Source organism: Rhodococcus sp. C-2, assembly GCF_027854095.1.
In the GTDB taxonomy this organism is placed as follows: domain Bacteria; phylum Actinomycetota; class Actinomycetes; order Mycobacteriales; family Mycobacteriaceae; genus Rhodococcus_F; species Rhodococcus_F qingshengii.
In genome coordinates, this window is the sequence record NZ_JAQGFI010000005.1 from 1 (window position 1) to 24,246 (window position 24,246).

Here is a 24,246-nt window from a genome sequence, read left to right on the forward strand (position 1 = left end):
AGAACCTCCCGGGAAAACATCTCCACGATCAGCAACACCATCCGCGACTGCAACTCGTGCCGGACACGCACCAGATCGAGAACCTCACTCTTGAGGTCCTCGCCATCCAGTTGCCACGCTTCCCGACTGTCCATGCTAAAAATCTAATCGAACAAAGTTTCGAACACAAGAGAATCGCAGGCGAAAATTGCTGCTGTACAGCTACTTTCGACAATTCGGGCAAATGTCAGATCGAACCCAACTCGCGCGCACGAGCTACCGCCGACGTCCGCGACTTCACTCCCAACTTGCCGAAGATGTGAACCAGGTGCGACTTGACCGTGGTCTCACTCAGGAACAGTTCTTTGCCGATCTCTCGGTTGGAGCGACCCGCCGCCACCAACTTCAGAACTTCGATTTCCCTTGGGCTGAGGCTGGTTTCGGGTTTGCGTACCCGAGTCATGAGCTTCGACGCGATGGCGGGGGAGAGAACGCTGTCCCCGCTCGCAGCGGCGCGGACGGCTGACAGCAACTCGACCGGTGGTGTGTCCTTGAGTAGGTACCCGCTGGCCCCGGCCTCGACAGCGCTCAAGATGTCTGCATCCGTGTCGTAGTTGGTCACGACGAGTACGTGCGGCGGATTCGGCAGCGCGCACACCGCGCGGGTGGCGTCGACGCCCGTCTTCCCGGGGCCGAATCGCAGGTCCATGAGCACGAGGTCGACCGGCGTGGTGGCGCAGAAGGCTATGGCTTCCTCGGCGGTGCCCGCTTCGCCGACCACCTCGATGTCGGCTTCGCTTTCGAGCAGCGCTCGTAACCCGGCGCGCACGATCGCGTGATCGTCGGCGAGCAGCAGGCGGATCACGGTTCGCCGACTTCGAGAGGAAACGTCACTGCGACGGCCGTGTGTCCCGGCTCGGACTCGATGGAGAAAGTCCCGCCCTGAAGTTCGACGCGTCGGCGAATTGCATTGAGGCCGAAAGATTCCGCCGGGCCACGTTCGAGAACTGCCACGTCGAAACCGCGACCGTTGTCGACCACGTCGAGGCTGACGGTGTCATCGGAATAGGTCAGTGTCACAGCCATTCTGGTTGCATCCGCATGGCGGAGAACATTGGACACCGCGCCCTGAGCGATGCGTACCAATGTTGCTTCGAGGGGCATCGGCAGCCGCACTGCCTCGCCTTCGACCACGGAGCGCGCTTCCAGTTCAGGACTGCTCGCGCGTTCGCAGATTCGACGAAGCGCGTCGGCGAGCGACTGACCGTCCAAGGCCGCGGGCGTCAATTCGGCTATGAGTTGGCGGGTTTCGGCAAGACTGTCCGCGGCAGTTTCCCGTGCGAGGCTGATCTGACGGATGGCCGGGCTGTCCGGATCGGCGCGTTCGGCAGCGTGAAGGAGCATCTGGATGCTCGAAAGTCCCTGGGCGACGGTGTCGTGAATCTCGGCGGCGAGTCTTTCACGTTCCGCGAATTTTCCGGCATCGCGAGACGTCGACGCCAATTCTTCACGAGTATTCATCAACTCGTCGATGAGACGACCGCGCTCGGCCGCCTCGCGGTACAGCGCTTGATATCCGAGGCCGATTGCAACCGCTACGGCAGCGCCGATGATCGGGCCGACGGCGCCGGCAATCGTCCATCCACGATGCAGGCCGGTGCCGACCACGGCGACAGCCGTTGCCGCGGTGACGGCGAGAAGACTCCAGGGGCGTCGCAGAATATGGAGATAGAGGAAGAAGAGTCCGAACGCGAGGTAGGCGGCGTCGGCGGATACCGCCATCGTCGCGATCCAGACGAGGGTCAGCACGGCCAGCCACCAGCGGGCAGCGTTGCCGCGCAGCCTTTTGGCGACCCCGAAAAGATAGACGGCAACAAAGATCACGGCCAACGCGATGATTGTTGCGGTCAGGTCGGATTCGTCGATCAGCGCTCGAAGAAACACCACACCGGCCAGCGCCATGACAAGGACATGCAGGCCCAGTTGTAGGCCGGCGAAGACAGGCGTGAGCGGCGATCGGTGCATCTCGCCCAGCTTAGCGAGGTTCGGGCCTGGTTCATCCATCAAAAGTTGTAAACCGGGATGGTTCTTTCGAGCGCTGGAATGTCGATCCGAGGTGCGATGGAAAGAGTCTGCATCCGCGAGAGCGTAGAGGCAAGCACAGGAAAGGAATTCACAGTGTTTGTCGCAATGAGGGACTTACGGGCAGCGCGAGGTCGTTTCGCGCTGATCTCCGTCGTGGTTCTGTTGGTTGCACTTCTGGTCAGTTTTCTCAGCGGGTTGACTGCAGGACTTCGCCATCAGAACGTGTCGGCCATCGAGGCCATGAATGCCGACACGGTGGTGTTCGCCGACACCGGAGCCGGGGCGTCGTTCGACGAGTCGGCGCTCACGCAGGACCAGGTCAACGCTTGGACCTCCACGTCGAAGGACGTCGATCCCATCGGAATCGGTCGCGGGAAAGCGGGATTGGCCGACGGAAATCAGAAGTCGGTGGCCCTGTTCGGCGCTGATGGCGGTTTCGGTGACGTGACGCCGTCGGCGTCAGGCACTGTGGTGTTGAGCGAAGGTGCCGCCCGCGATCTGGGGGCGGGCGCCGGCGATCAGGTGAGTGTCGGTACGCAGCAGTTCACCGTCAGCGCCGTTCGCGGTGACGACTGGTACAGCCATTCGCCCGTCGTCTGGATGACGCTCGACGACTGGCAGGCGGCCAATCCACGCGGCGGAGTTGCGACAGTACTGGCTGTCACCGGAGCCTCCGACGCTTCCGCAACGGACAAGGCGGCTGCGACGACGTCGACGACGGTCAGCGGTTCGCTCGACGCGATCGGTTCGTACAAGTCGGAGAACGGGTCGTTGACGTTGATGACGCTCATGTTGTTCGCGATCTCAGCCTTGGTGATCGGTGCGTTCTTCACGGTGTGGACGATCCAGCGAACTCCGGACATCGCGACGCTGAAAGCGCTCGGTGCGACTACCGGTTCGCTGGTGCGCGACGCACTGGGTCAGGCGCTCATCGTTCTGATTGCCGGTGTCACCGTCGGAATCGGGCTGACGGCCGTGGCCGGATCGCTGATCGGTGACGCCATGCCGTTTGTCCTGGACGCATCCACCACCGTCGTACCTGCCGTGGCATTGATCGGGCTCGGTCTGCTCGGCGCGGCCTTTGCACTTCGATTCCTCTCGACCACCGATCCACTCACAGCATTGGGGAGCGCACGATGACCATGACAACCGGCACCACAGTTCTCGACATCCAGAACGTCGATCTGACGTTTCCCGATGGGCAATCGCGGGTGACGGCGCTGGACGACGTGTCTCTGCGACTGCACCGCGGCGAGATCGCCGCGATCACCGGGCCCTCGGGTTCGGGCAAGTCCAGCCTGTTGGCGGTGGCGTCGACGCTGATCCGTCCGGATTCCGGGCACGTGTATCTCCGGACGCCGGAAGGCAGCACCGACATCGCTGCGCTGAGTCGGCGGGCGGCGTCGGAGCTGCGACGCTCGTCGATCGGCATCGTCTTCCAACAGTCGAACCTCGTGTCTTCGCTGACTGCACTGGAGCAGCTCGAGGTGATGGCGCATCTGGGGCAGTCCGTGTTCACGTCACGGACCCGTCGCAAGGCCGTGAAATCAAAAGCGATGGATTTGCTGGACGCTGTCGGGCTCGCGGATCAGAGCGGAAAACGGCCGTCCCAGCTGTCGGGCGGGCAGCGACAGCGCGTCAATCTCGCGCGAGCATTGATGAACGATCCGCAGCTTCTCGTGGTCGACGAGCCCACGAGTGCGCTCGATCAGGAGCGCGGTGCCGCTGTCATGGATCTGATCATCGGGGTGGTGCGGGAACGCGAGGCGGCAACCCTTCTCGTGACACACGACCGAAGTCACCTGTCTCGGATGGATACTGTCTATCGTGTTGTTGACGGTTCCTTGGCGGAGGATCAGGAGGCGCTCGCGGCGTGACTCAGGCGGGCACGATTCGGGCATTCGTCACTGCATCCGGGCGGGAAGTCAACCCGCGATTTGCTGGGCAGTTAGACTGTTGTCGACTCGGGCAACTTGAGAGGACGTGTTATGGAACGCCGCCGCAACGTTGCGCAGCCGCCACAATCGCCGATCGCGGATCTGGAGCAGATGCCTGCCCTGATTCTCCTCGACAGGCTTCCGGTGCCGGTCATGGCCGTTCACCGCGACGGCAGCATCGTTTTTGCCAATCCGTCCTTCGCTGACATGCTGGGATATCCCAAGAAGGCCGTCTCGGCGTTGCGTTTGCAGGACATCCTCTACGACAAGGATGCCGACGACGTCAGTGCAGAGCAGGCCCATCGTGAACTGAGTTCCGAGCCGGGCTCGGTCAAGGAGTTCGTGCACTCCGACTCCACGTTGGTGCGCGCGACGGTCAGCCAGTCTCTGCTCCGACGGGACGACGACACGATCACCCTTGCCGTCCTCCACGATTTGACGGAGCGCCTGTGGAACAACCCACGGCACATCGACGACAAGCCCACCAAGTAATCCCAGCTACTTCCGGGATTTGACGGTTCGGTCCAGGCCGAGGGTGGCGGCAAGGGTGTTGACCACCCATTCTTCGTACTGTTGGCCGGTCCAACCCGCGCCGACCACGAGGTCTGTGTAGGTCTCGGGACTGAGCAGCGTGAGTGCGACGTTCACAGCTGTTTCGAGGTCGACGGTTGGCGCTTTTTCGACGATGCCGACCATCAGATGTTCCTGCACCGTGCGTCTCTGAGTGCGGTTGATTTGCCACAGACGGGCGGCGTCCTCGTCGGCGGAAGCGGCGGCCCGCAGTGCCAGCAGGATGTCTGCGGTGCGTTCCAGAATGAGCCGTCCGTGGTGAACCTGAATCCGGAGTTGTCCGAGTGGATGTGGGGCGCCGAGTGCTGCCGCCACCCACGGACGGTCGAGAGTTGCCGTCTTTTCCTCGTCGCCCGCAACGGCCACGTCGAGTAGTGCTGACAGCACGCTCGGCTTGTTGCCGAACACGAAATAGACACTCTGCACCGACACGCCCGCCGCCGCGGCAAGCTGCTTGATCGTGGCGGCCGCGTAGCCGGGATCGACAAAAACCTCACGCGCTGCCTCGATGATCTTGCGCCGCGCCGACGTGTCTTCCCGAAGAACCTCAGTCATGATTAGAGTCTAACTCTAGAGTCGAACTCTAGCGACTCGGGAGGCGAAGTAATGACGAAGGTTCTTGTACTCGGTGGCTACGGTGCCGTCGGGATTCCCCTGATGAAACAACTCGCGAAGGTCCCCGAAATCTCCGCGTACTCCGCCGGCCGTGACCCTGCCCGCGCGGACGTCGTCGTTGATCTTAAAGAACCAGGCGCGTATTCGACTGTGGTTCGAGACTTCGATGTCGTGGTGAATGCGTCGGGTTTCGAGGATGTTCGCCTGGCCGACGAAGCGGTACGCGGTGGGGCGGCATTCGTCGACATCACGGCGACCTCGAGCTACTGCGAAGAATTGGAAGCGGTCGACGGACCCGTTCTCATGGGCGTCGGGTTGGCGCCGGGATTGACCAGTGTCCTTGCAACCGAGGCGCATCGACTCGGCGACGGACCCGTGGACATCCTGATCGGCCTCGGCGGTGGAGAACTACACGGGCCGGCCGCAACGGCGTGGACGTACGGGATGTTGGGCACGAGGTTTCCTGATCCCGACGGACGATCGGTCCGCAACTACACCGGGATGAAGACGTTTCGAATACCGGCCGATGCGACCGGCTACCGCACCGGTCCTGCTGTGCGGGCCGACTTTTCGGACCAGCATGCGTTGACGCGAGACCTCGGTGTTCCGGTCAGGACGTACCTGCGATTGGACACGTCCACCGCGACGCTCGGACTTGCGGCCATGACGTGGGCACCCGCGCTACAGAAGGTCGTGCCGAAGAAGCTGTGGGGCTCGGATCGTTGGGTAGCGATGGCCCGAGCGGATACCGGCCCGGCGCTGTGGGTTTCGGGGCGTAGCCAGTCGGTCGCGACGGCAGCTATCGCCGCGCGCGCCGTGCAGGTGATTCGGGATGCCGCGATCTCGAAGCCGACGTGGTTCCACGCGGTGGAAACCACCGAGTCGTTGCAAGCGGCGGTTCCCGAACTGTCAGTGCGGCAATGGGATGGTGCGAGCCGATCGTCCGGCAAGACAGTCCACTAGTCGGGGCGAGCCGAGAAACGGCAATCCGGCGGCCGCATTGGTGAGACAACCGGGTTCGACGACGCGGACGACATGCAAGCCAGCGCGGAGAACATCAGCAGTGGTGAGGTCGACCCATGCCGGCCTGAAACCCGAGCCTGTCAGTGCGCTTTCGGTGTCGATGGGTGACGTCAGAGAGTCGAGGTCCACCTCGCCGACGACCGCATCTGCCAGCTCACTCTCGAATCGTGCTTGGATCTCCGGGTCCAGGTGAAGTTGCAGGTGGCATCCGTAGTCCATCACGTCGGCAAAATCCGATCGGTAGGCGCCTGCATAGCTTCGGTCAGCTCGCCAAGGCGCAAGCGGACTGGTCGGGGAGGCCGCGGCTCGACCGATGCCGCTCTCCGGGCTGTCGTAGTCGGTGGAAAGCAGCTGCAGCTGAAGCGCTTCGCCGAGTGACTTGAACGCAGCGGTCTGGGCGTCTTCGTGGCAAGCGGTACCCATGGTCGAGTATCCGGTCAGTCGGTCGCAAACCAGGGCGCCCAGGACGGGGATCTCGAAATCACTCTCGAATGAAATCCACCTGGTCGAGAGGCTGTCGTGATTCCCCAGTCGCCGAAGCACCTCGGGAATGCCGGTGACGATCCGAACGCCGCGTCTTCCGGTCCAGGACAACGTCATCGCGTCGCGCTCGACTATCTCGCGCAGTGCATTCCGTATCGCGAATTCCGTCGTGGGACCGGCGGCGAGACCCGCCTGAGCTACCGGAGAGATCGCCGGACCCGTCCGGGCGACGAAATGAGGATACGAACCCCAGACGAGTTCGGCCGGTACCCAGCTATCCGAACCCGTGATCAGGTCGGCTCCGCGAGTCCAGTCCATCTCCAGATCGTCGGTTGGTTCGACGAACGGGAACTGTGGCCGCGCGTACTGGGCAGTATCGAAACGCGCGAGTTGTGACAGGTCGATGCTTGCTCCGATCAACGCTTCGGCGGACTCGCGGACGATCGGTTTGGCGACGATGTTGCCGCAATACCGTTCCACCGCTTCGCCTATCGCAGCTGCGGTAGGCCGCGCACGGTCACCCAGATCGAAGCAATATCCGGCGCCGGCCGAGTCACTGGACCAGGGTGAAAAGCGTGCTGAATCACTGACATACGAGTGAATCAGCTTGAACTCGGGCGGAAAGTGCTGGGGAACAACGGCGTCGACCAGCTCTCGAATGATCCCAGTTCGGCGGTCGACGAGCGAAGATGTCATGCGAGGGGGACCGGCAGATGCAGATGGGTGGTCGATGCGCTGGTCAATCTGCTACCTCCAAGAAGGGGAAAGGCTGCCGGGGCGTTGTTGTACAGGCCCGGAGTCAGGATGCGGACGACGTGCAACCCGGCAATCGAGATGTCGCCGGTGGTGAGATCGACGGAAATCGGCTGGTGTCCCCGTGACATCAGAAGCGCTACGAGAGAAGCCAGATCCAACGGCGCTTCGTCGGGAATCTCTGATACCGAGAGTGTTTCGGTGTAGTCGAAGAGATGTTCCTCTGCGGCCAGGGCTATCACGGGATCGAGATAAAGTTGGGCGACGGTCGGCAGATCGACGATGTCTTTCCATTGCGGATCGAACTCGTCCCGGTAACGACGGTCGGCCCGAAAGGGTTTGTACAGGTGCGCCGGCAGCGTTCCGTCCGCCACGCTGCGCCAGGTCGGCCCGTCGGGGTCGGCGAGGTCGATCGTGATGGCAAGTACGGCATACGCCTCGACAAGCGCCTTCGAGACTGCCGCCTCCACCGTCGGTCGACAAGCTGTGCCCAGCGCGACCAGTCCACGTCGGTCATCGCGGATCCACGCTGCGGCGACGGGAATGCCGAAGGGGGAGGGAAGCAGCAGCACTCGAACGCTCCGGGTCTGGCTCTCCAGATCCCCGAGTTGGCGGTGCGCAGGCAACCGCTCCCAGTCGGAAAGCTCGATCGCCGGCTGTGACCGGTCCCCGCACCACCACAGCGCGGTGGCATCGCGTTCGAGAAGTTCCAGCAGAGCTGACATCTCGGCCTCGTCGCGTGAGCGTCCCGCTGCGATTCCGGCGTACTGCAACGACGCGATCGGTGGCTCGCAGCGACGGGTGCCTGTGTAGTACCCGAGATAAGTCAGGGCCGCAGGCACGTAGGTGGGCACCTTTTCGTCCATGGTGTGACCCAATGCCCAGCGAATGTTCAGATCAGAGGTGAAGGGAACAAAGGGGAATCCGGGAAGGCGGTACTGATCCTCGCTGTACAACGCAAATTCAGCGGGATCGACGACCCGTGAGCCGGCCAGTTCCAGCGCTGATGCACTGCTGCGGACCAGATCCTCGGGGACCACGTTGCCGCAATATCTTTCGACGGCCTCACCGGTCGCCGCCCCGCGAGCTGCTGCATCGTCGCGTATCGAAGCCCCGAATCCGTAAGGGTCCGCGCGAAACAGTGAACCGCTGCCGCCGAAGTTTCTGGTGTCGGCCACCCTCGCGGCCCAACCGACCCAGCCTGTCGGCATGTCCGAGCGAATGTGTGGTTCCAGTGAGGTCAGCACGCCGCTCCGGTCGTCGACCAGCAAGTCATCCACCGGCAGTTCCTCCGCGTATCGGCAGGGTCAACGACCCGGAAAATGATTGGTGCAGTGCGGTACTGCGTGTTCCTCGATAGCGATCACCGTCTCCGAGATTGCGTGCGAGTCGTGGGAAGTCCGAGCCGGCGATCCGCAGCGTCGAGACATCACCCGCGCGCACAGTGTGCAACACGGGATCCAGATCGATGGTCACCATCGTCGGCTGCAGGCTGACACCCGCGCCCCGTGCGATCGATCTGGTAACTCCAGCGGGATCGACGACGCTCAGTTCGGCGATCCAATCGGCTTCGCCCTCGGGTGAATACACTTTCAGCTCCACCGATGGTGTTCCGGAGAGTACGGAGTCGTGCTTGATATCGAAAGTCAAGGCAACACAGTTGTTTCGGTCCCGTGAGGCGTCATACAGGAAGCTGTAGGCCGCATCCTTCCGATCTGGTTCGAGATGAACGCGATTCGCACCCGTGACAAACGGTTCGGTCGACCATTCGCCGACACCCCGGTCGAATACCCGATTGATGGTCAGGGGCCGCGCAGCGAATACCGATTCCATCCACTCGACCTGAAGGCGGCCGAAACTTGTCTCGCCGACCCTTCCAGGGCGGAGGTCGTGCGCCCAGGGGCCCACGATCAAACTCTGCGGCCCGCGCCCAACGGACGTGAAGTGCCGCAGTGTCTCCCGAATCATCGCATCGTCCCAACCGCCGATGTGCAGCCCGGCGATGTCGAGTTCGGAGAGTTCGTCCGCGGACACCAGATCATCGCCACCGAAGTCTTCGCGTTTACAAGCGCGAAGGATCGGCGTCAACCAGCCCGGTGAATCGGAGGTCAGGCCGACCTCCTCGATCATCGACTGCACCGGGAGATGTTCCAGCAAAGACGAATCCGAACGCATCAGTTCAGGGATGAAACCCTCACGAGAGGAAGACGAATCTCCGTGCTCGCCCCACCACGCCAGATGCTCGGCGAGGAGAAGTATCCCCGAGGGATCACGTTTGACGCGGTCGCTTCCGATGGTCGGCACCTTGGAGACGACGCCGTCTACACGAAATGACCGATCGGCGCTGTTGGTCTCGGCAGCAAATGCCCAGGCGGTTCCGGCCGCATACGAAGCCCCGCTTGCGATGACGCACTCCGGTGTCCACGGCTGATCCTGCAGCCACTCGGCCAGGGCGGCGCTGTCCTCGCGCTCGTGGACGTACGGTACCCAAGATCCGGTGGAATCGTGCCGTCCACGTACGTCCTGACAGATGAAGGCAATTCCTCGTGATCGCCATTCGAGCCCCTCCGCCAGATGCCATCCACGCCCGTACGGGGTGCGGATCACGATCAGTCCCCGCGGTGAAGAATCCGGTGGGAGAAGCACATCCGTAGCCAACGAAGAACCGTCTGCCGCCGGGATCTTCACTCCGAGTGAGATCACCGGAGCGTCGGCGCGGGTTCGAGAACGCCGCCGGGCAGTGGTAGCACGGGATGGCGAGTCATCATGAGGGTTCGCGGATTCATCCGGATCTGGTGGTGAAGGTGTGATGGCGGTGCGCCATGTACACCAGCCACGACGTCCGAACATGCAAGCGCACTGGCCATTGCGGCTGCGGTGGGTTCAAGTTCGAGCGGGCGAGGTTCGCTGCCGGCGAGGTGATTCCACAGTGCCTGCAGATGATTCGGGACGCGCGACGCGGCAAGCCGTCGACCGCAGACGTCCCGGTAGCTTGCGCTGCCGATACCGTCGAAGAAGGGTCCGATGCAGATCTCACCCAGCTCCGCGTGGACGGTTTGCCACGGTGTTTGGTTTCGGCGGCACCAGGTATCGAGTTCCGACCACTCGTCGTGAGGAGGAGCCCCGGCAACCGACAGTACGAGGTCCGACGACGCAACGTCGTCTTCGATTGGCGCAGTAGTGGATACGACCTCGAGATGCGGAAGAGCCTTGGAGAGCAGGGCGATGCAAGCATCGGCAACGGGCCCGATCCCGTCCATCAGCACACGCTGTGGGCGCGGAATCTCCGGCGCTTGACCCGGAACAACCAGCACGCCGCGAGAGACGAGGGCGTCGGCGATCTCGATAGCTCCCGGGCCGAGCACCGAACCAGAGCGCCTGAGAAAGTTGTCGAGTTCCGCGAGGTCTTCGGCCGGCGCGCCGATCGTGACCGCGTTCTCGTCCGGTGTCAGGTAATGCCAAGTGCCGTCCGGGGTCGGATACAGCTGGTGTCCGTCGGCGAGGGCGTACACGGATCTCCTTGTCGGTGCCCGCACCCGACGAGTCGGATGCGGGCGGGGTCATCGGCAGATCAGACTGTCGAAACAGTCTGGATCAGGGGAGGTTTCAGCTCTGGAAGCTGAACGGGTTGTCGACGAGGGCGTTGGTGCCCACACCCTGCAGGGCGTGTGCGGACGTTGCCTCGGCAACCGGCTCGAAGGTGAACGGGTTGTCGACGAGAGCGTTGGTGCCGACGCCCTGGAGTGCATTGGCCGGAGCCGAGTTGGAGACGCTGTCGAACGAAATGTTGCTCATTGTCATCCCTTCCGTAATGGAAACCATTTCCATTACGATGCCACCGTACGAAAGATCGCCACGGAGAGCAACAGGTACAAGAGAGTGCATACATGAGCGAGACCCCGACGACGGGATCCGTCGAAGCGCAACCACATGTCTTTCGGGACAGATCGTTTCGATTGTTCTTCACGGCTCGTACGATTGCCGTAGCCGGTGCGGCGGTCACCGGAGTGGCCATGCCGATCCTGGTGTTCGACATCAGCCGGTCTCCGTTTCTCACCTCGCTCGCGGCTGCGGGGACGGTTCTGCCGTATCTCGTGTTCGGCTTGTTCGCCGGCGCCGTGGCAGACCGAGTCAACCGACGGACGGTCATCCTGTGTGCGCAGGCCGTTGCTGCACTTGCCTTGGCGAGTATTCCGGCAGCGCAGGCACTCGGCGTATTGACGGCGTGGCATGCCGTCGGCGTATCGATGTGCATCGGAACGTGTTTCGTGTGGTTCGACGCCGCTGCTTTCGGAGCGCTGCCTGCTCTGGTCGGTCGGCAGAGGATACCGGCGGCCAACAGCGCGCTGTGGACGTCCAGCACGCTGATCGATGTTGTCTTTCCGGCGATAGCCGGCGTGCTCGTGGCCTCGATCGGCCCGGCCTACGCATTGGGTGCTGATGCACTGGCTTACGTACTGGCCGGGCTGGCCATGGCCTCGATCGGAGCCTCGTTTTCGATTACTCCTGCGGCGCCGAAGAAGTCGGGAACCGGAATTGCGCGTGACATACGCGAAGGCCTCAACTTCCTCTGGCAGTCGCCGCTTCTGCGGGCCTTGACCGGCGTCGGCTTCGTCAATTCGCTGACGCAGGGTGCGGTTACGGCTCTCCTCGTGGTGTACGCGTCCGAGAGGCTGGGGATTGCGACGTCGAGTCCGATGATCGGTGCCGTGTGGACGGCCGTCTCCGTGGGTGGAGTGGTCGGCGCACTCGTGCTTCCACGGCTACCGGCGCGGTGGCCGGTCGGGGCGATCACGGTCGGGGCGCTGACCATCGGCCCGGTGGTGCTGTTCGTCGTTGCGACAACCGGCAATACCGGCGCCGCGATCACGGCGCTCGTCGTCTACTCCGGCTGTGCGACCGTCACCATCCTCAATGGCATCGGTGCACGTCAGCGCCTGACTCCGGATCGTCTGCAGGGGCGCGTGAACACCACGGCGAGGATGGTCGCCTGGGGTGGTTCGCCGGTCGGCGCCTTGATTGCCGGGGCAATCGCAGGACGCTGGGACATCGGCACTGCCTACCTCGTTGCGTGCATCTTTGCGCTGGTCGGGGCGCTCTTCGCGTGGGCGAGCGCGCTGCGGACCGACCCTTACCCGCACAGATGAGCATGTGACTATTAATGAAAACGACTGTCGTTATGGTTAGATCCACCTGTTCATGACTGCGAACCCCACCTACTCAGGAGTGCGATGACGCTGACCAGCGAGGCAGCACGACGAGTGCCGTCGCGTCCACATCCCGTCGGCGAGCGCGGGTACGTCCCGTTTCTGTTGGCCACGGCGGTTGTGCTTGTCGCGGTCTCCACCGTCGCGGTGTGGTCGGGTGCCGCGTCGGTGTCCTTTGCCGACGTGTTCGCGGTGTTGTACGCGCACGTCGGCGGTCCGCCGGTCGACCCGCTGCTCGATCGGATCGTGTGGGGATTGCGGGTACCGCGCATTCTGATTGCGGCATTGGCGGGCGCCGGATTGTCGTTGGCCGGCGCCGTGCTGCAAGCGTTGGTGCGCAACCCGATTGCCGATCCGTACATTCTGGGCGTGGGTTCCGGAGCATCCTTCGGTGCAGTACTGATCATGACGACCGGCATCGGCACCGGCCTGTCGATCGGTGTCCCGGTGGCAGCCTTCCTGGGGGCCATGGTCTCCCTGATCGCGGTTCTCGTACTGGGTCGGCGAGAGGGAATGCTCGTCCCGCTGCGCATGGTCCTGGCCGGAGTTGCCATCGGCTATCTGCTCTCGGCTGCAACAAGTTTTGTGCAGTTGCGCGCCGATCCGAGTCAGCTTTCGGGAGTGCTCTTCTGGTTGCTGGGCTCGGTGAGCGGGGCCAGTTGGTCGGATCTCGGTGTGCCCGCCGCGGTGATCACCGTCTGTGCGGCAATTCTGTTGACACAATCGCGCCAACTCAACGCGTTGGCCATGGGAGACGAGAGCGCGCAATCGGTCGGCGTGGACGTGCGCCGTACCAGGTTGCTACTACTGGTGATCGCGTCGTTGCTGACCGCGGTTGTCGTATCCGTCGCCGGGGGAATCGGTTTCGTGGGGCTGCTCGTGCCGCACGCCGTACGACTTCTGGTCGGTTCCGATCACGGCAAGCTGCTCCCCGCGACCGCGTTGGTTGGTGCCACCTTCCTGGTGATTGTCGATCTTGCGGCTCGGATGTTGGATGCGCCCAACGAATTACCGCTCGGGATCATCACCGCCGGATTGGGTGCACCGTTCTTCCTCTGGTTGCTTCGACGGGACGGCGGTGCACAGTCATGAGATTGTCGGCCAGCGGAATTCACGTCGTTCGGGGCGGACGCCTCGTGGTTTCGGGTGTAGACCTCGAAGCGCCCGAGGGAAGCGTGGTCGGACTCGTCGGACCGAACGGCAGTGGAAAGTCCTCCCTCCTTCGCGCGTTGTATCGCTCGATGAAGCCGCGAAGCGGAATCGTGAAGGTGGACGAGGTGAATGTTTGGGACGATCTCTCGCCTCGATCGGCGGCACGCATCATCGGTGTTGTGGGGCAGGAGCATTCATCCGATTTCTCGTTCAGCGTCCGCGAGGTGGTTGCAACGGGTCGGACGCCGCATCACAGCGCGTTCTCTCGACTCGGCGAGATCGACCGAGACATCGTCAGCGCAGCACTGGTGCGAACCGGCATGCAGGGCTTTGGATCACGTCTCTTCGCCGAACTGTCCGGCGGAGAAAAGCAGCGTGTGATGTTGGCCCGGGCGATCGCTCAACAACCGTCGGTGCTGGTCCTGGACGAGCCCACCAACCACCTCGACATCCGTGCTCAACTCGAATTGATGGAATTGGTCGCCGAACTCGGTACCACGACGATTGTCGCGATCCATGAACTCGCCTTGGCCGCAGCGTATTGCGACTACGTCTGTCTGCTCTCCGGCGGGGTAGTTGTCGCGACAGGACCAACGGCCGAGGTCCTCACCGAGGACCTGCTGTCCGAAGTATTCGGGGTTCAGGTGCATCTCGGCACTCATCCGTTGACCGGGCGCCCCCTGCTCTCGTTCGCCCCTCCGCTCCTACACACGAAAGAAGCAGTGTCTTGAAATCCTCGATACGTACTGCCGCGCTGATGTGCTCGGCCGTTACCGCCACCGCAGTACTGGCCGCATGCGGAAACTCCACGGCGGATTCGGCGGCGTCGTCGTCCGAGAAGATCACCGTCACCAATTGTGATCGCGAGGTCACGGTGCCCAAGACGGCGGAGCGGATTGTCTCGCTGTATCCGTCGATGACGGAACTTCTCATTCAGCTCGGCGCCGCCGACCGTATTGTCGGACAATCGAATACCGACCTCTCTCCTCCCAGCCCCGAACTCGCTGATCAGTTCGCGGCCGTGCCGGTACTGAGCGCCGGAGTTCCCGCGAAAGAAGCATTGCTCGACGCCCGTCCGGATCTGATCGTCTCCGACGGGGAATACTGGTTCGACGGTGACCGATTGCAGACCATGGACGAATTGCGTGACCTCGGCATCCCGATCTTCGTGAACAGCGGCTACTGCCACAAGGCCGTCACCGAAGGCAGGATCGACGACGTCTGGTCCGACCTCGACGGTCTCGGCGCCTTGACCGGAACAAGTGACGCGGCAGCAACCCTCCTGGCCGACGGCAAGAAGTCCCTCGCAGCAACCGAGGCATCTGTCGCCGGGCAGGAGCCGGTTCCCACTGTGATGGTTCAGGTTTCGGAGGGACAGTCCTATGCTCTGGCCAGGGGCCTCTACAGCAGTGTGCTCGAGGCCGCCGGGGGAAGCAATCTTTTCGAGAACGACCTTCCCGACGGAAAGTACTTCGGCCAGGTAGCCACGGAATCGGTGCTCGCGAAGTCGCCGAAGGCTATCCTCGTCGTCTACTCCACCGAGTCGGCTCGGGAATCCACCCTGGATGCTGCGCGGACGGCATTTGCCGGATCCCCCGCCGCGACATCGAATGCGATCTTTGCCGTTCCGGAGGCATGGTTCGCCGGCGAGTTGGTCTCGATCGACGGGGCCGGCGAGGTGTCTCGCCTGCTGCACCCGGGTTCGTGACCGCACTCGAGCGAATCGAGGCCGTCGTATCGCTGCATGCAGTGTTGGACCGGACGGTGAGTCCGTCGGAGCTACCGTTCGACGAGCACGCACTGCCGCCGGTGACGTGTGAATCCGTGGAACTGCCGGCCGCGACGCCACTGCCGGCCTGCGGGTTCGCGGACGTCTTGCAGGCACGACGGAGCCGCTACGACCCCGCACAGACGGCACTCCGAGCAGGCGAGCTGTCAAACATGTTGCACCACAGTGTTGTCAGCAGCCCGACGGCGGGCGGGATGCGCGAACTGACGCTGTCGTTTGTTCTCAGCCGACCCGGAGACGAGCTCGGAGCCGGGGTATACCGATATGCCCGAGGCCGCGCCGAAGCTGTCCGGCCAGGCGACGTGCGAGAGCACCTTCGAGCGAGCCTTCTCCAACCCGAGTTCGTCGACGTGTTCCCGGTTCTTTTGTTTGTGGTCGCCGACGTGGAAGCGCCGCTGGAGAAGTACGCGATGCGGCACTACCGCACGATGCACGTGGATGCCGGTGTGCTGGTTCAGAATCTGTACCTTGTGACCGAGGCGATGGGACTTGTGGGCTGCGCCATCGCAGGATTCACGGATGCGCGAGTGGCATCTCTGTTGAATCTCGCGACGACGCAGCTTCCCGTCATGGCTTTTGCCCTCGGGAGGCGCAGCTAGGTCAGGCGAGGATGCGCGCCTTCTGGGTCTCGAACTCGGCCTCGGTCAATACTCCCGCATTCTTGAGTTCGCCCAGCTTGGTGAGCTGTTCGAGCTTCAAGTCCATCGATGCTGCCGGAGCTGCCTGCGGTGGCAGGGGTGGTAGATCGGGAATCGGCGGCACCGGCTGGGCCTGCGCTGCGCGAGCCTGATCTTCGGCGGCCCAACGGGTCCGCTGACGGCGCTGAACATTGCCGTGAATGGAGCTTGCGACGGCTACCCGGCCGGCTCGCCTCAAGAAACTCATGCGTCCTTCTCCGTATTGCCTGGTGCGGTGTTGTCGAGTGCGGTGGCAAGTTCGTCCAAGCTCAGGTGACCTTCGGTGACAATCTTTGCGCCGCTGCGTGTCCACGCGTCGATCACCGGCAGTATGGCCAGTTCCTCGTAAACGAGCACGGCGGCAACACTACCGGTGGCCAACTCGTCACCGACGGCGGCGATGTCGCCGGCGTCGAGCAGTCCGGAGGCTGCGCCGTCGAACTGCGCCAGATCGAAATCTGCGAGTTCGAAGGTCGATGCCGGTACGACGGCCACTGATCCATCGGCGGCTTTGGTGACGAACTCGAGGTCGAGGATGCGGATCACGCCGGAGTCGACGAGAGTGAGCAGCTGCTCGAATCCTGCGGAGGTCGGTGCACCGCCGGGAAACTCGACGGCTACGTATTCGATCGGACCGAATTGGTCTTGGTTGGACATCGGTTACTTCTTGCCCTTCGTGGGTTGCGGTTCTTCCAGAGCAGGTACTTCGTCGGGCATGCGGCCGGCCGGAATGATGGCGAGCAGGGAGAGTCCGGCGAGGACGAGTAGCGAGGTTCGCAGGGCGCGCAAGCGCGCTTCGGTGTTGATCCGGATGGCTTCGTCGATCTGTGCTTGTGTCGCCGAGGTGTTTTCGAGCGTCACGACGAGTTGATCGTTGGGGACGAAGTTGACCTGGTCGAGATTGATCCCGGATTCGACCTTGAGCGATGCAGGGATGGTGGGGTTGTCGATCAGCTGCGAGCTGACGAGGGAACCGAGGATTCCGACGGCGAAGACGCTGGCCACCGCGATGCCGACGCTGCCGGACATGTTGTGTACCAGTCCTCGCCAGGCACCGACGTCGCCGGCCAGTTCCTTGGGGGCTGCGGTGAGGAGGGTGTTGAACACCAGCGCAACGATGGCGCCCTGCCCGAGGCCGAGGGTGATCAGTCCGATGACGACAAAGATCTGATGCCAGTCGCCACGAATGGTGAAGGCCAACAAGATGAGTCCAGCGGCAACGACGACGAACCCGGCTCGTGCGATCAGACGCGGGGAGTACGTCTTGTACAGACGCGCGACGACGGTACTCGCGATGAAGATCGAGAGTGTGTACGGGATGATCGAGAACGACGTCTGCAAGCTGCTGCGGCCCTGGATGATCTGCATGTACAGCGGAATGAGGAAGTTGGCCGCGGTTCCCACGAACATCATCGTCGCCATGCAGATCGTGGTGGCGCGCTCGGCGCCGGTCTTGAGGACGTCGAGGTTGAAGAGCTGAGGCTTGTTCTGCGCCTTGCGGCTTCGCGTCCACTGGAAGAATCCCTGCGCGCAGATGGTGCCGAGGACGATCAGGATGGCCGCGGGTGAAACACCGATGACCGAGAACGGCGCAGCGTCGGTGGCCAGGATGACGCCCCACGAGTTCAGGCCGCTGAAACCGAAGCTGAGCAGGATGACGGCAACGGCAGCAATGGCGGCGCCGGCCCAGTCGATGGTGATGTCCTTCTGCGGGGGAACAGGTTTGACCCGGAAGCTCAGGATCAGGTTGACCACCGCGAGAGCCACGACGAGGGCGAACGAGTATCGCCACCCGATCGTCGTCGCGAAGGAACCGGCGATGAGCAGCGCCAGCACACCGGCCGCCGGAATTGCTGCTGCCAGGTAACCGATGGCCTTTGCCTGCTGATCGCCACTGAAGTTCGTGGCGATGAAGACCGTCAATGCGGGAGCGATGAGGGCGATCACGGCGCCGGATGCAGCTTGCGCCACGAACAGCATTGCCGGGCTCTGACTCAGGGCGACCGCGGCCATTGCGAGGCCGTGAATCGCGACGGCAATCTGGAAGACCAGACGCGTTCCGTAACGGGCGCCGATCTTGGCCCCCAACAGAATGAAGGCAGCCATGGCGAAGGTGCCCGCGGTGATCGCGGTGCCGACACTTGTTGCGGGCGTGTCGAGATCGGTGGTGATGCCGGCCATCGAGACGGTCAGGGCGTTGACGGCGAACGACGCCTGAATCTGGGTGAGGACCACCACGATGAGTGGTAGCCAGGAGGCGGTGCTCACGGCGGCCGTTGTGGCGGCCGCGCCAGGCTTTACGGACATGATGGGTCACGCCTTCCTCGACACTGCGTGTACTCGCGACGTGCCCGGATCAGCCACGCACGGCTACATTAGCCGGAATTGTGCTGAATGGTCGCCTGCAAGTGGTTGGTTTCTTCGCGGTAGACCACCATCTCCCGGTGCAAGGCGCGCCGGAAGCGCGGTTGCTCGGCCAGGAGTACGGCCAGCACGGTCAGCAACAGCCACGTCGCGGCCGCGCTCGCGAGGAGCAGCAGGACCGGAATCCACGGACCGCCCATCTGCTCGAGCAGCGTCGTCTTTGCCCAGACGCGCCAGTAGAGCATCAGATTGACGATCAGTCCGACACCGTACGAGATGACGAAGGACAGCAGGAACTGCTTCCACGTGCCGTCATGGCGCCGCGCCGTCATCGGTTCCGCCCGCAGCGGCAAGCTCACCGACATCACGTTCGCGACCCCCAACCAGAGCAGGATCATGGTCAGCACCTGGCCGCACGCTTTCACCAGGTCGGCACTGCTTCCGGAGCGCCACGCGAGGACGGCGCTGAGCAGGAACCCGGCGCTGCCGACGAGGAGCAGCATCACCGCGTTTTTCGCGACGAGCACGTGCCAGAGCCTCGTTCCACCGGACAACGCAGCGCGCACGCGGCCGGCGTCGAAGCTGAGCGCATTGGTGCACACGACGCTTCCGACCACACCCGAGAGTGCATACAGCGCAAGGTAAGGCAGTCGATCTTCCTTGGTGTCCCACTGGAAGAGGCGAATGAATGCCAGGTACGCCAAGCCCATTCCGAGGCTCAGCCCCAGCCGAAAAGCGATCGACCGAGGCTTACCACTCACCACGTGCCGTGCTTCCTCACGGATCCGGGAGCCGAGATCCTGCACATGCCGGACGACGGGGTTGCCCGAGTTCAGCGGGACGTAACCACGGATCGCGGCGGCGACGGTATCGGTGTCACCGGCATCGAGCGCGGCGACGCGTGCTTCGAGAACCGCAAGGTGGGCGGCGCGCAAGGCTATCCGTGCGGTGGTCACCGCGGCGACGGCGTCGGCCTCGGCCTGCGCGGCGGTGCCGATGCCGGCGTCGGCGGCCAGCGGCGGCTGCAACGTCGTGATCAGTTCGAGTTGGCGCGCCATGTGCGGCGACGGTGACAACCCGCTGTACGACGGTCGGCTCAGCGCTGATCGTTCGTCGTCGAGCGAATCACGGACGGCCGCGGCAGCCTTGCGGACGGCTGCCGGGTTGTGCCAGCGCACCGACCGGGCGTCACGCTCGGCGGCGACGGCCCGGGAGGCAACCTCGGTCAGATCCTCGACCGCTGTCAATGTCTGCTCCACTCGGTTTAGGTTGGTTTCATGACCACCAACTCGGAAAAGGAAGATCTCCAGCGGTACCTGCAGGCAGCACGTGATGCGCTCGTCTGGAAGCTCGACGGGCTGTCGGAGTATGACATTCGGCGCCCGATGACCCGGACAGGGACCAACTTGTTGGGTCTGGTCAAACACATGATCGGCGTCGAGCTCGGGTATTTCGGTCCTACGTTCGGCCGTCGGGTTCCCGATCTCCCCGCGTGGTTGCGTTCGGAGGAACTCAACGTCGACATGTGGGCCCGCGCCGACGAGTCCACTGCCGACATCGTCGAAACCTATCGCCGCACCTGGGCTTTCGCCGACGCCACGATCGAGGAGCACGATCTGGACGCCCCCGGCTTCGTGAAGCACTGGCCGGAGGATCGACGCGACGTCACACTGCACCGGATACTCGTTCACGTTGTCACCGAGATCCATCGGCACGCCGGCCACGCGGACATCGTGCGGGAGCTGATCGACGGCGCCGCTGGGATGAAGGCGGGCGACAACAATCTGGCTCCCGGCGATGAGGCGTGGTGGGCCGAGTACACCGACCGTCTGGAGACGGCGGCACGCGAGGCCCACCACGCTTGAACTACTCGAATACCGCTGCCGCGCCGATCACCACGACAACGATCACGAAGTTGATCAGTAGCAGTGGCCAGACGAAGCGCAGGAACTTGTCGTAGCCGACCTTCGCCATGGCCAACCCGCCGACAACGACGACGTTGGTCGGGGCAACCATCAGCATCAGGCCGTGGCCCATCTGGAAGGCGGTGATGACGAGTGCTCGGCTGACTCCGGCAAAGTCGCCCAGCGGCGCGAGCAGCGGCATCGCCAGGGTGGCGTGACCGGAACTGGACGGGATCAGGAACGCCAGCGGGATGTTGACGAGCATCACCAGGATCGCGAAGACCCCCGCCGAAGCGCCGCTGACCAATTGCTCCATCGCGTTGAGGATGGTGTCGAGGGTTTCGGTGTTGGTCATGATCACCGAGACGCCGCGAGCGAGCAGGATGACGATCGCCGGTCCGACCATGTCGCCGGCTCCACGCGTGATCAGGGAGACGATCTTCTTCTCACCCATCTTCGCGACTATGCCGACGAGAACGGCGGCGAGGATGAACAGCATCGCCAATTGCGGGAACCACCAGTTCAACTCGAACCAGTAGGGCTCGGTTGCCGTGACGTGGTACGCGTCGTACTCGGCCGGACCGGTAGTGGCGCCGAAGATGCTCGACCACGGGATGACGGAGAAGATCATCAGTCCGAAGGTGAGTCCGGTGATGAGCAGTACCAGCTTCTGAGTTCCGGTGAGCTTGCCGTCGATGTCGGCCGGCTCGGCCGGCTCTTCGTCTTCGTCGTCCGCGATGTCGAAGCCGACAAGCGACTTGGACGGATCCTTCTTCACCTTTGCGGCGTAGCGGAGAACGAATACCACTGCCACAGCGGTCAATACGATCCACAGGATCACGCGCAGCACGATGCCGTCACCGATGGAGACGCCTGCCTCACCGGAGGCGACGCCGATCGAGAACGGATTGACGGTCGACGCCATGTTTCCGACCAGAGCGCCGAGGATGATCATGGTGGCCGCGACCATGCGGTCGTAACCCAGTGCCGTCATCAGCGGGATGAGCAGGGCGTAGAAGCCGAACGTCTCGACCGAGAAGCCCATCGTCGAACCGAGCAGCGAGAACAGCACCATGATGACGGTGATGAGCAACCAGCCCTTGTCGCTGAGCTTGGTAGCGAGTTGGGAGACAGCGGTTTCGAGACTGCGGGTGGCAAAGCTGACCGAGATGAACGCACCGAGCGCCATGATGAAGAGGACTACGCCGACCGAACCGAAGAGCCGTCCGATGTTGTCGGTGTCGACGAACCCGGTGATCGAATCCTGTACGCCGTACAGGCCGTTCACGGGGGAGAGGATCAGTTGCTGGATTCGTTCCCAGAACGAGAGCGGAGACGTGACGGTCTCGAAGCTGCCGGGAACGGGTGAGCCGTCCACGTCGACGCCGAAGCGTCCGGCCGGAATGAACAGTGCCGCAACCCAGACCAGAATGGTGACGATCGCGAGCATCGTGACCGCACCGGGAAACTCGAACTTCTTCTTGGCGGGCGTTTGCGCGGATCCCGTATCGGTCTCGGTGCTCATTTCTTCCCCTCGAAGGTGTGTGCGTACTCCTGGAAGAACAGTGCTTTGGCGACGACGGCCTTCTCGAGCTCGTCGAGCAGGACGCGTTCGTTGGGGCCGTGGATGTTCGCGTAACCGTCGGTGGCGCCGAACAACAGCTTCTCGGCGGTGGGCACTGCTGTATCCAAGGCCATCACGAGGGGGATCGAGCCGCCGCCTGCCATCAGCCCGGCCGGCTCACCCCACGACTGCGATAATGCAGACAATGCCGCGTCGAAGGCCGGTCCACCTTCGGCTGCCGCAAACCCGTCGCCGGTTTCTTCCGCGGTGACAGTCAGTTGCAAACCGAAGGGGCGCAGGGCTTCCAGGTGCCGGACCAGAGCAGCCTGCGCCTCGATGGCAGGTTGGCGCGGGTGTACGCGCAGATTGATCACGGCGCGGGCAGTGCTTGCGACGGCGTTGACCGCACCGTCCACAGGGGGAGCGTCGATTCCCGTCACGGTGATGGCCGGGCCCGACCAGATGCGTTCGCCGATGCCGCCGGTTCCGAGCAGCGGAAGCCCGTCTTGGATCTCGGCGAGGGTGCGGAACTCGTCCTCGGTGTATGAACTGCCGGTCCACGGTTCGCGCAGGAGGCCGTCGATCGCCACGTCACCGTTGTCGTCGTGCAGCGACGCCAGTGCGCGGATGAGCGCGAGGCGGGCGTCCGGTGCGGCGCCGCCGTAGAGGCCGTTGTGCTTGTCGGCTCCGAGAGTGGTGAGTTCGACGATCACCTGGGCCGATCCGCGCAGTGCGACGGTCAGGGTCGGTGATCCGGGTCGAACGCTCCCGACGTCGGCGATGACCATTGCGTCGGCCGCAAACAATTCGGGGGCTTCCGGCGGATAGTTGTCGAAGGGGCTGCCGAATTCTTCCTGGCCTTCGATGACGAGCTTGACCGTCACCGGCGGCTTTCCGTCGAAGACGCGAAGCGCGCCGATCATGCCGATGACGTTTGCCTTCGAATCTGCCGTACCGCGGCCGTAAATCGCGCCGTCACGCTTGCTCGGTTCGAAAGGCGGTGAATCCCAGAGTTCGACGTCGTCGGCGGGAACGACGTCGTAATGCGAATACATCAATACGGTCGGGGCTCCCTCTGGACCGGGAACTGTTGCAATGATGACCGGCGCAGTTTTACCTGTTATTTCGAGTTTCTCTATCTTCGTGACTCCGGACTTCTCCAATAGAGAAACGATCAGGTCGTGAGCCTCGAACAGGGGCTCGCTGGGGAAACCTTCTGTTGCTATCGACGGAATACGAACAAGTTCGACGAGTTCCGACTCCAGTGCCGGCATCAAAGCTGCAACTGTTTCCTTGATTGTGGAATAGGAGGGCGAGGCGGATTCTTCCGGCACGGAATTGACTCCTTCTGGGAAAGGCGAAAAACATTAGAGGCAGAGTCTTACACCCGATATGCGGGGTGTGAAAGGGTGACCCGAACAAAAAGCCGAAGTGGGGCGCCGGGCTCGCGATTCTTGACATTGACGTCAACGTCAACACACACTGTGACGGTGACCACCAGTGAAACGCAGGAGCGAGCGCGGACAGCCCGCAAACTCGGCGACGGTCCACGCCGTGCCGGACTGCTCGACACCGCTGCCCTCTGCTTCGGCGAACTCGGATACGACGCCGTGACGGTCGAGACGATCACGACCAGGGCTGATGTGTCCCGGGCGACCTTCTACGCGTACTTCTCGTCGAAGGACGAGGTCTTCCGCGCCGTCGCCGAAATGATGTGCCGACGCTTCCTCGACGCTCAGCACATGGAGGGCCCGGCGGCCGAGGATCTACGCGAAGTTCTCCGAACGACCACGTCGGCGTTCATCACGGCCGTGTACACCTACGGTGACCTGCTCGCGGTGATCGAGCATCGGGCGCGGGTGGATTCCGAGGTCGAGCGCAGTTGGTCGGCGGTTCGCGAAAAGCTCGTGAGCCGCTACGTCCGCTTTGTCGAACGGATTCGACAGGTTCACGACGTAGATCCCTGTGTTTCGCCCCCGGTGCTCGTTCAGATGATCTCGGACGCACAGATGGCCGGTGGAGCACGACTGAGTAAGGCGAGTGTCGAAGAGCAGAACCAGTTCATTGCAGATATGACGACGATGTCCGAGCGGTTGATCGGGTTCGAAGAGTCGAAATAGATTTCTTTTACGAATGGAGTGATC

Annotated in this window: 25 protein-coding genes and 1 pseudogene; 11 read left to right on the forward strand and 15 right to left on the reverse strand. The window is 63.1% G+C overall.

The genetic code is table 11. The features are described from left to right. The 3 genes and pseudogenes from PCS43_RS11575 to PCS43_RS11585 form a co-directional block, all read right to left on the reverse strand. Positions 1-134: pseudogene (locus PCS43_RS11575) on the reverse strand (HNH endonuclease signature motif containing protein); the annotation flags it as partial. Positions 135-226: 92 nt separating this feature from the next. Further along, a complete protein-coding gene (locus PCS43_RS11580; protein ID WP_003943536.1) occupies positions 227-844 on the reverse strand; it encodes a response regulator in 618 nt (205 codons plus the stop codon). Then, the gene (locus PCS43_RS11585) at positions 841-2,043 is read right to left on the reverse strand and encodes a sensor histidine kinase (protein WP_003943587.1); all 1,203 of its coding nucleotides are present in this window, start codon (positions 2,041-2,043) and stop codon (positions 841-843) included. The genes PCS43_RS11580 and PCS43_RS11585 overlap by 4 nt, the downstream gene beginning before the upstream one ends. Before the next feature lie 114 nt (positions 2,044-2,157). Between PCS43_RS11585 and PCS43_RS11590 the strand changes: the two genes are divergently transcribed. The 3 genes from PCS43_RS11590 (at position 2,158) to PCS43_RS11600 (ending at position 4,493) form a co-directional block, all read left to right on the forward strand. Next, positions 2,158-3,204: an ABC transporter permease gene (locus PCS43_RS11590; RefSeq protein WP_039973533.1), complete on the forward strand. Its 1,047-nt coding sequence runs from the start codon at positions 2,158-2,160 to the stop codon at positions 3,202-3,204. Beyond that, a complete protein-coding gene (locus PCS43_RS11595) occupies positions 3,201-3,941 on the forward strand; it encodes an ABC transporter ATP-binding protein (RefSeq protein ID WP_007735886.1) in 741 nt (246 codons plus the stop codon). The genes PCS43_RS11590 and PCS43_RS11595 overlap by 4 nt, the downstream gene beginning before the upstream one ends. Before the next feature lie 111 nt (positions 3,942-4,052). Further along, a complete protein-coding gene (locus tag PCS43_RS11600) occupies positions 4,053-4,493 on the forward strand; it encodes a PAS domain S-box protein (protein ID WP_003943598.1) in 441 nt (146 codons plus the stop codon). A gap of 6 nt (positions 4,494-4,499) precedes the next feature. Here PCS43_RS11600 and PCS43_RS11605 read toward each other — a convergent pair whose 3' ends face one another. Further along, on the reverse strand, positions 4,500-5,126 hold the full coding sequence (locus PCS43_RS11605; RefSeq protein ID WP_003943606.1) for a TetR/AcrR family transcriptional regulator: 627 nt from the start codon (positions 5,124-5,126) through the stop codon (positions 4,500-4,502). Between the two features lie 51 nt (positions 5,127-5,177). Here PCS43_RS11605 and PCS43_RS11610 point away from each other — a divergent pair, with 51 nt between their 5' ends. Next, positions 5,178-6,149 carry a hypothetical protein gene (locus PCS43_RS11610; RefSeq protein WP_037130941.1) on the forward strand — a complete coding sequence of 324 codons (972 nt, stop codon included), beginning with the start codon at positions 5,178-5,180 and terminating at the stop codon, positions 6,147-6,149. On the opposite strand, the gene PCS43_RS11615 is transcribed toward PCS43_RS11610, so the two are convergent. From PCS43_RS11615 to PCS43_RS11635, 5 genes are all read right to left on the reverse strand, one after another. Then, positions 6,096-7,388: a YcaO-like family protein gene (locus tag PCS43_RS11615; RefSeq protein ID WP_209910756.1), complete on the reverse strand. Its 1,293-nt coding sequence runs from the start codon at positions 7,386-7,388 to the stop codon at positions 6,096-6,098. The two genes, PCS43_RS11610 and PCS43_RS11615, sit on opposite strands and share 54 nt — an antisense overlap. After that, positions 7,385-8,725 (reverse strand): YcaO-like family protein, encoded by a 1,341-nt coding sequence (locus PCS43_RS11620; RefSeq protein WP_209910759.1) that lies wholly within the window; start codon positions 8,723-8,725, stop codon positions 7,385-7,387. Before PCS43_RS11620 ends, PCS43_RS11615 begins: the two co-directional genes overlap by 4 nt. Then, on the reverse strand, positions 8,718-10,148 hold the full coding sequence (locus PCS43_RS11625) for a CocE/NonD family hydrolase (protein ID WP_209910763.1): 1,431 nt from the start codon (positions 10,146-10,148) through the stop codon (positions 8,718-8,720). Before PCS43_RS11625 ends, PCS43_RS11620 begins: the two co-directional genes overlap by 8 nt. Continuing rightward, on the reverse strand, positions 10,145-10,957 hold the full coding sequence (locus PCS43_RS11630; protein ID WP_209910768.1) for a hypothetical protein: 813 nt from the start codon (positions 10,955-10,957) through the stop codon (positions 10,145-10,147). Before PCS43_RS11630 ends, PCS43_RS11625 begins: the two co-directional genes overlap by 4 nt. Positions 10,958-11,051: 94 nt before the next feature. Beyond that, on the reverse strand, positions 11,052-11,240 hold the full coding sequence (locus PCS43_RS11635) for a streptamidine-related RiPP repeat protein (protein WP_003943543.1): 189 nt from the start codon (positions 11,238-11,240) through the stop codon (positions 11,052-11,054). Positions 11,241-11,332: 92 nt separating this feature from the next. Here PCS43_RS11635 and PCS43_RS11640 point away from each other — a divergent pair, with 92 nt between their 5' ends. The 5 genes from PCS43_RS11640 to PCS43_RS11660 all read left to right on the forward strand — a co-directional run bounded on the left by PCS43_RS11640 (position 11,333) and on the right by PCS43_RS11660 (position 16,192). After that, positions 11,333-12,592 (forward strand): MFS transporter, encoded by a 1,260-nt coding sequence (locus PCS43_RS11640; RefSeq protein WP_209910774.1) that lies wholly within the window; start codon positions 11,333-11,335, stop codon positions 12,590-12,592. A gap of 84 nt (positions 12,593-12,676) precedes the next feature. Continuing rightward, complete coding sequence (locus tag PCS43_RS11645) at positions 12,677-13,744, forward strand: FecCD family ABC transporter permease (protein ID WP_209910777.1); 1,068 nt, start codon at positions 12,677-12,679, stop codon at positions 13,742-13,744. Then, positions 13,741-14,535: an ABC transporter ATP-binding protein gene (locus PCS43_RS11650; protein ID WP_042453274.1), complete on the forward strand. Its 795-nt coding sequence runs from the start codon at positions 13,741-13,743 to the stop codon at positions 14,533-14,535. Before PCS43_RS11645 ends, PCS43_RS11650 begins: the two co-directional genes overlap by 4 nt. Then, the gene (locus tag PCS43_RS11655) at positions 14,532-15,512 is read left to right on the forward strand and encodes an ABC transporter substrate-binding protein (RefSeq protein ID WP_161121504.1); all 981 of its coding nucleotides are present in this window, start codon (positions 14,532-14,534) and stop codon (positions 15,510-15,512) included. Before PCS43_RS11650 ends, PCS43_RS11655 begins: the two co-directional genes overlap by 4 nt. Continuing rightward, positions 15,509-16,192 (forward strand): SagB family peptide dehydrogenase, encoded by a 684-nt coding sequence (locus tag PCS43_RS11660; RefSeq protein WP_209910780.1) that lies wholly within the window; start codon positions 15,509-15,511, stop codon positions 16,190-16,192. Before PCS43_RS11655 ends, PCS43_RS11660 begins: the two co-directional genes overlap by 4 nt. Position 16,193: 1 nt before the next feature. Here PCS43_RS11660 and PCS43_RS11665 read toward each other — a convergent pair whose 3' ends face one another. The 4 genes from PCS43_RS11665 to PCS43_RS11680 form a co-directional block, all read right to left on the reverse strand. Further along, complete coding sequence (locus PCS43_RS11665) at positions 16,194-16,478, reverse strand: SHOCT domain-containing protein (protein ID WP_007735909.1); 285 nt, start codon at positions 16,476-16,478, stop codon at positions 16,194-16,196. Continuing rightward, the gene (locus PCS43_RS11670) at positions 16,475-16,927 is read right to left on the reverse strand and encodes a DUF6325 family protein (RefSeq protein ID WP_007735911.1); all 453 of its coding nucleotides are present in this window, start codon (positions 16,925-16,927) and stop codon (positions 16,475-16,477) included. Before PCS43_RS11670 ends, PCS43_RS11665 begins: the two co-directional genes overlap by 4 nt. A gap of 3 nt (positions 16,928-16,930) precedes the next feature. Further along, positions 16,931-18,577 (reverse strand): MFS transporter, encoded by a 1,647-nt coding sequence (locus PCS43_RS11675; protein WP_050657053.1) that lies wholly within the window; start codon positions 18,575-18,577, stop codon positions 16,931-16,933. Between the two features lie 68 nt (positions 18,578-18,645). Beyond that, positions 18,646-19,893 (reverse strand): hypothetical protein, encoded by a 1,248-nt coding sequence (locus PCS43_RS11680; protein ID WP_270923036.1) that lies wholly within the window; start codon positions 19,891-19,893, stop codon positions 18,646-18,648. 18 nt (positions 19,894-19,911) lie between these two features. Here PCS43_RS11680 and PCS43_RS11685 point away from each other — a divergent pair, with 18 nt between their 5' ends. Then, a complete protein-coding gene (locus PCS43_RS11685; RefSeq protein ID WP_003944177.1) occupies positions 19,912-20,499 on the forward strand; it encodes a DinB family protein in 588 nt (195 codons plus the stop codon). A 1-nt stretch (position 20,500) separates the two neighbouring features. Here the strand turns inward: PCS43_RS11685 and PCS43_RS11690 are convergent, their stop codons facing one another. Together PCS43_RS11690 and PCS43_RS11695 are read right to left on the reverse strand one after the other, a co-directional pair. Beyond that, entirely contained in the window at positions 20,501-22,063 is a 1,563-nt protein-coding gene (locus PCS43_RS11690) for a YfcC family protein (RefSeq protein ID WP_054826618.1), read from the reverse strand. Continuing rightward, positions 22,060-23,436, reverse strand: coding sequence for a M20/M25/M40 family metallo-hydrolase (locus tag PCS43_RS11695; protein ID WP_209910783.1), 1,377 nt, complete (start codon positions 23,434-23,436; stop codon positions 22,060-22,062). The genes PCS43_RS11690 and PCS43_RS11695 overlap by 4 nt, the downstream gene beginning before the upstream one ends. Positions 23,437-23,586: 150 nt before the next feature. On the opposite strand from PCS43_RS11695, the gene PCS43_RS11700 reads away from it, so the two are divergent. Next, the gene (locus PCS43_RS11700) at positions 23,587-24,222 is read left to right on the forward strand and encodes a TetR/AcrR family transcriptional regulator (RefSeq protein WP_019746323.1); all 636 of its coding nucleotides are present in this window, start codon (positions 23,587-23,589) and stop codon (positions 24,220-24,222) included. Positions 24,223-24,246: the final 24 nt, after the last annotated feature.

Excerpts from the sequence above, each read along its gene's own strand:
- PCS43_RS11585 (WP_003943587.1), bottom strand. The coding sequence starts at position 2,043 with ATGGATGAACCAGGCCCGAACCTCGCTAAGCTGGGCGAGATGCACCGA.
- PCS43_RS11595 (WP_007735886.1), top strand. The coding sequence starts at position 3,201 with ATGACCATGACAACCGGCACCACAGTTCTCGACATCCAGAACGTCGAT.
- PCS43_RS11600 (WP_003943598.1), top strand. The coding sequence starts at position 4,053 with ATGGAACGCCGCCGCAACGTTGCGCAGCCGCCACAATCGCCGATCGCG.
- PCS43_RS11605 (WP_003943606.1), bottom strand. The coding sequence starts at position 5,126 with ATGACTGAGGTTCTTCGGGAAGACACGTCGGCGCGGCGCAAGATCATC.
- PCS43_RS11610 (WP_037130941.1), top strand. The coding sequence starts at position 5,178 with ATGACGAAGGTTCTTGTACTCGGTGGCTACGGTGCCGTCGGGATTCCC.
- PCS43_RS11615 (WP_209910756.1), bottom strand. The coding sequence starts at position 7,388 with ATGACATCTTCGCTCGTCGACCGCCGAACTGGGATCATTCGAGAGCTG.
- PCS43_RS11635 (WP_003943543.1), bottom strand. The coding sequence starts at position 11,240 with ATGAGCAACATTTCGTTCGACAGCGTCTCCAACTCGGCTCCGGCCAAT.
- PCS43_RS11640 (WP_209910774.1), top strand. The coding sequence starts at position 11,333 with ATGAGCGAGACCCCGACGACGGGATCCGTCGAAGCGCAACCACATGTC.
- PCS43_RS11645 (WP_209910777.1), top strand. The coding sequence starts at position 12,677 with ATGACGCTGACCAGCGAGGCAGCACGACGAGTGCCGTCGCGTCCACAT.
- PCS43_RS11650 (WP_042453274.1), top strand. The coding sequence starts at position 13,741 with ATGAGATTGTCGGCCAGCGGAATTCACGTCGTTCGGGGCGGACGCCTC.
- PCS43_RS11665 (WP_007735909.1), bottom strand. The coding sequence starts at position 16,478 with ATGAGTTTCTTGAGGCGAGCCGGCCGGGTAGCCGTCGCAAGCTCCATT.
- PCS43_RS11670 (WP_007735911.1), bottom strand. The coding sequence starts at position 16,927 with ATGTCCAACCAAGACCAATTCGGTCCGATCGAATACGTAGCCGTCGAG.
- PCS43_RS11675 (WP_050657053.1), bottom strand. The coding sequence starts at position 18,577 with ATGTCCGTAAAGCCTGGCGCGGCCGCCACAACGGCCGCCGTGAGCACC.
- PCS43_RS11685 (WP_003944177.1), top strand. The coding sequence starts at position 19,912 with ATGACCACCAACTCGGAAAAGGAAGATCTCCAGCGGTACCTGCAGGCA.
- PCS43_RS11690 (WP_054826618.1), bottom strand. The coding sequence starts at position 22,063 with ATGAGCACCGAGACCGATACGGGATCCGCGCAAACGCCCGCCAAGAAG.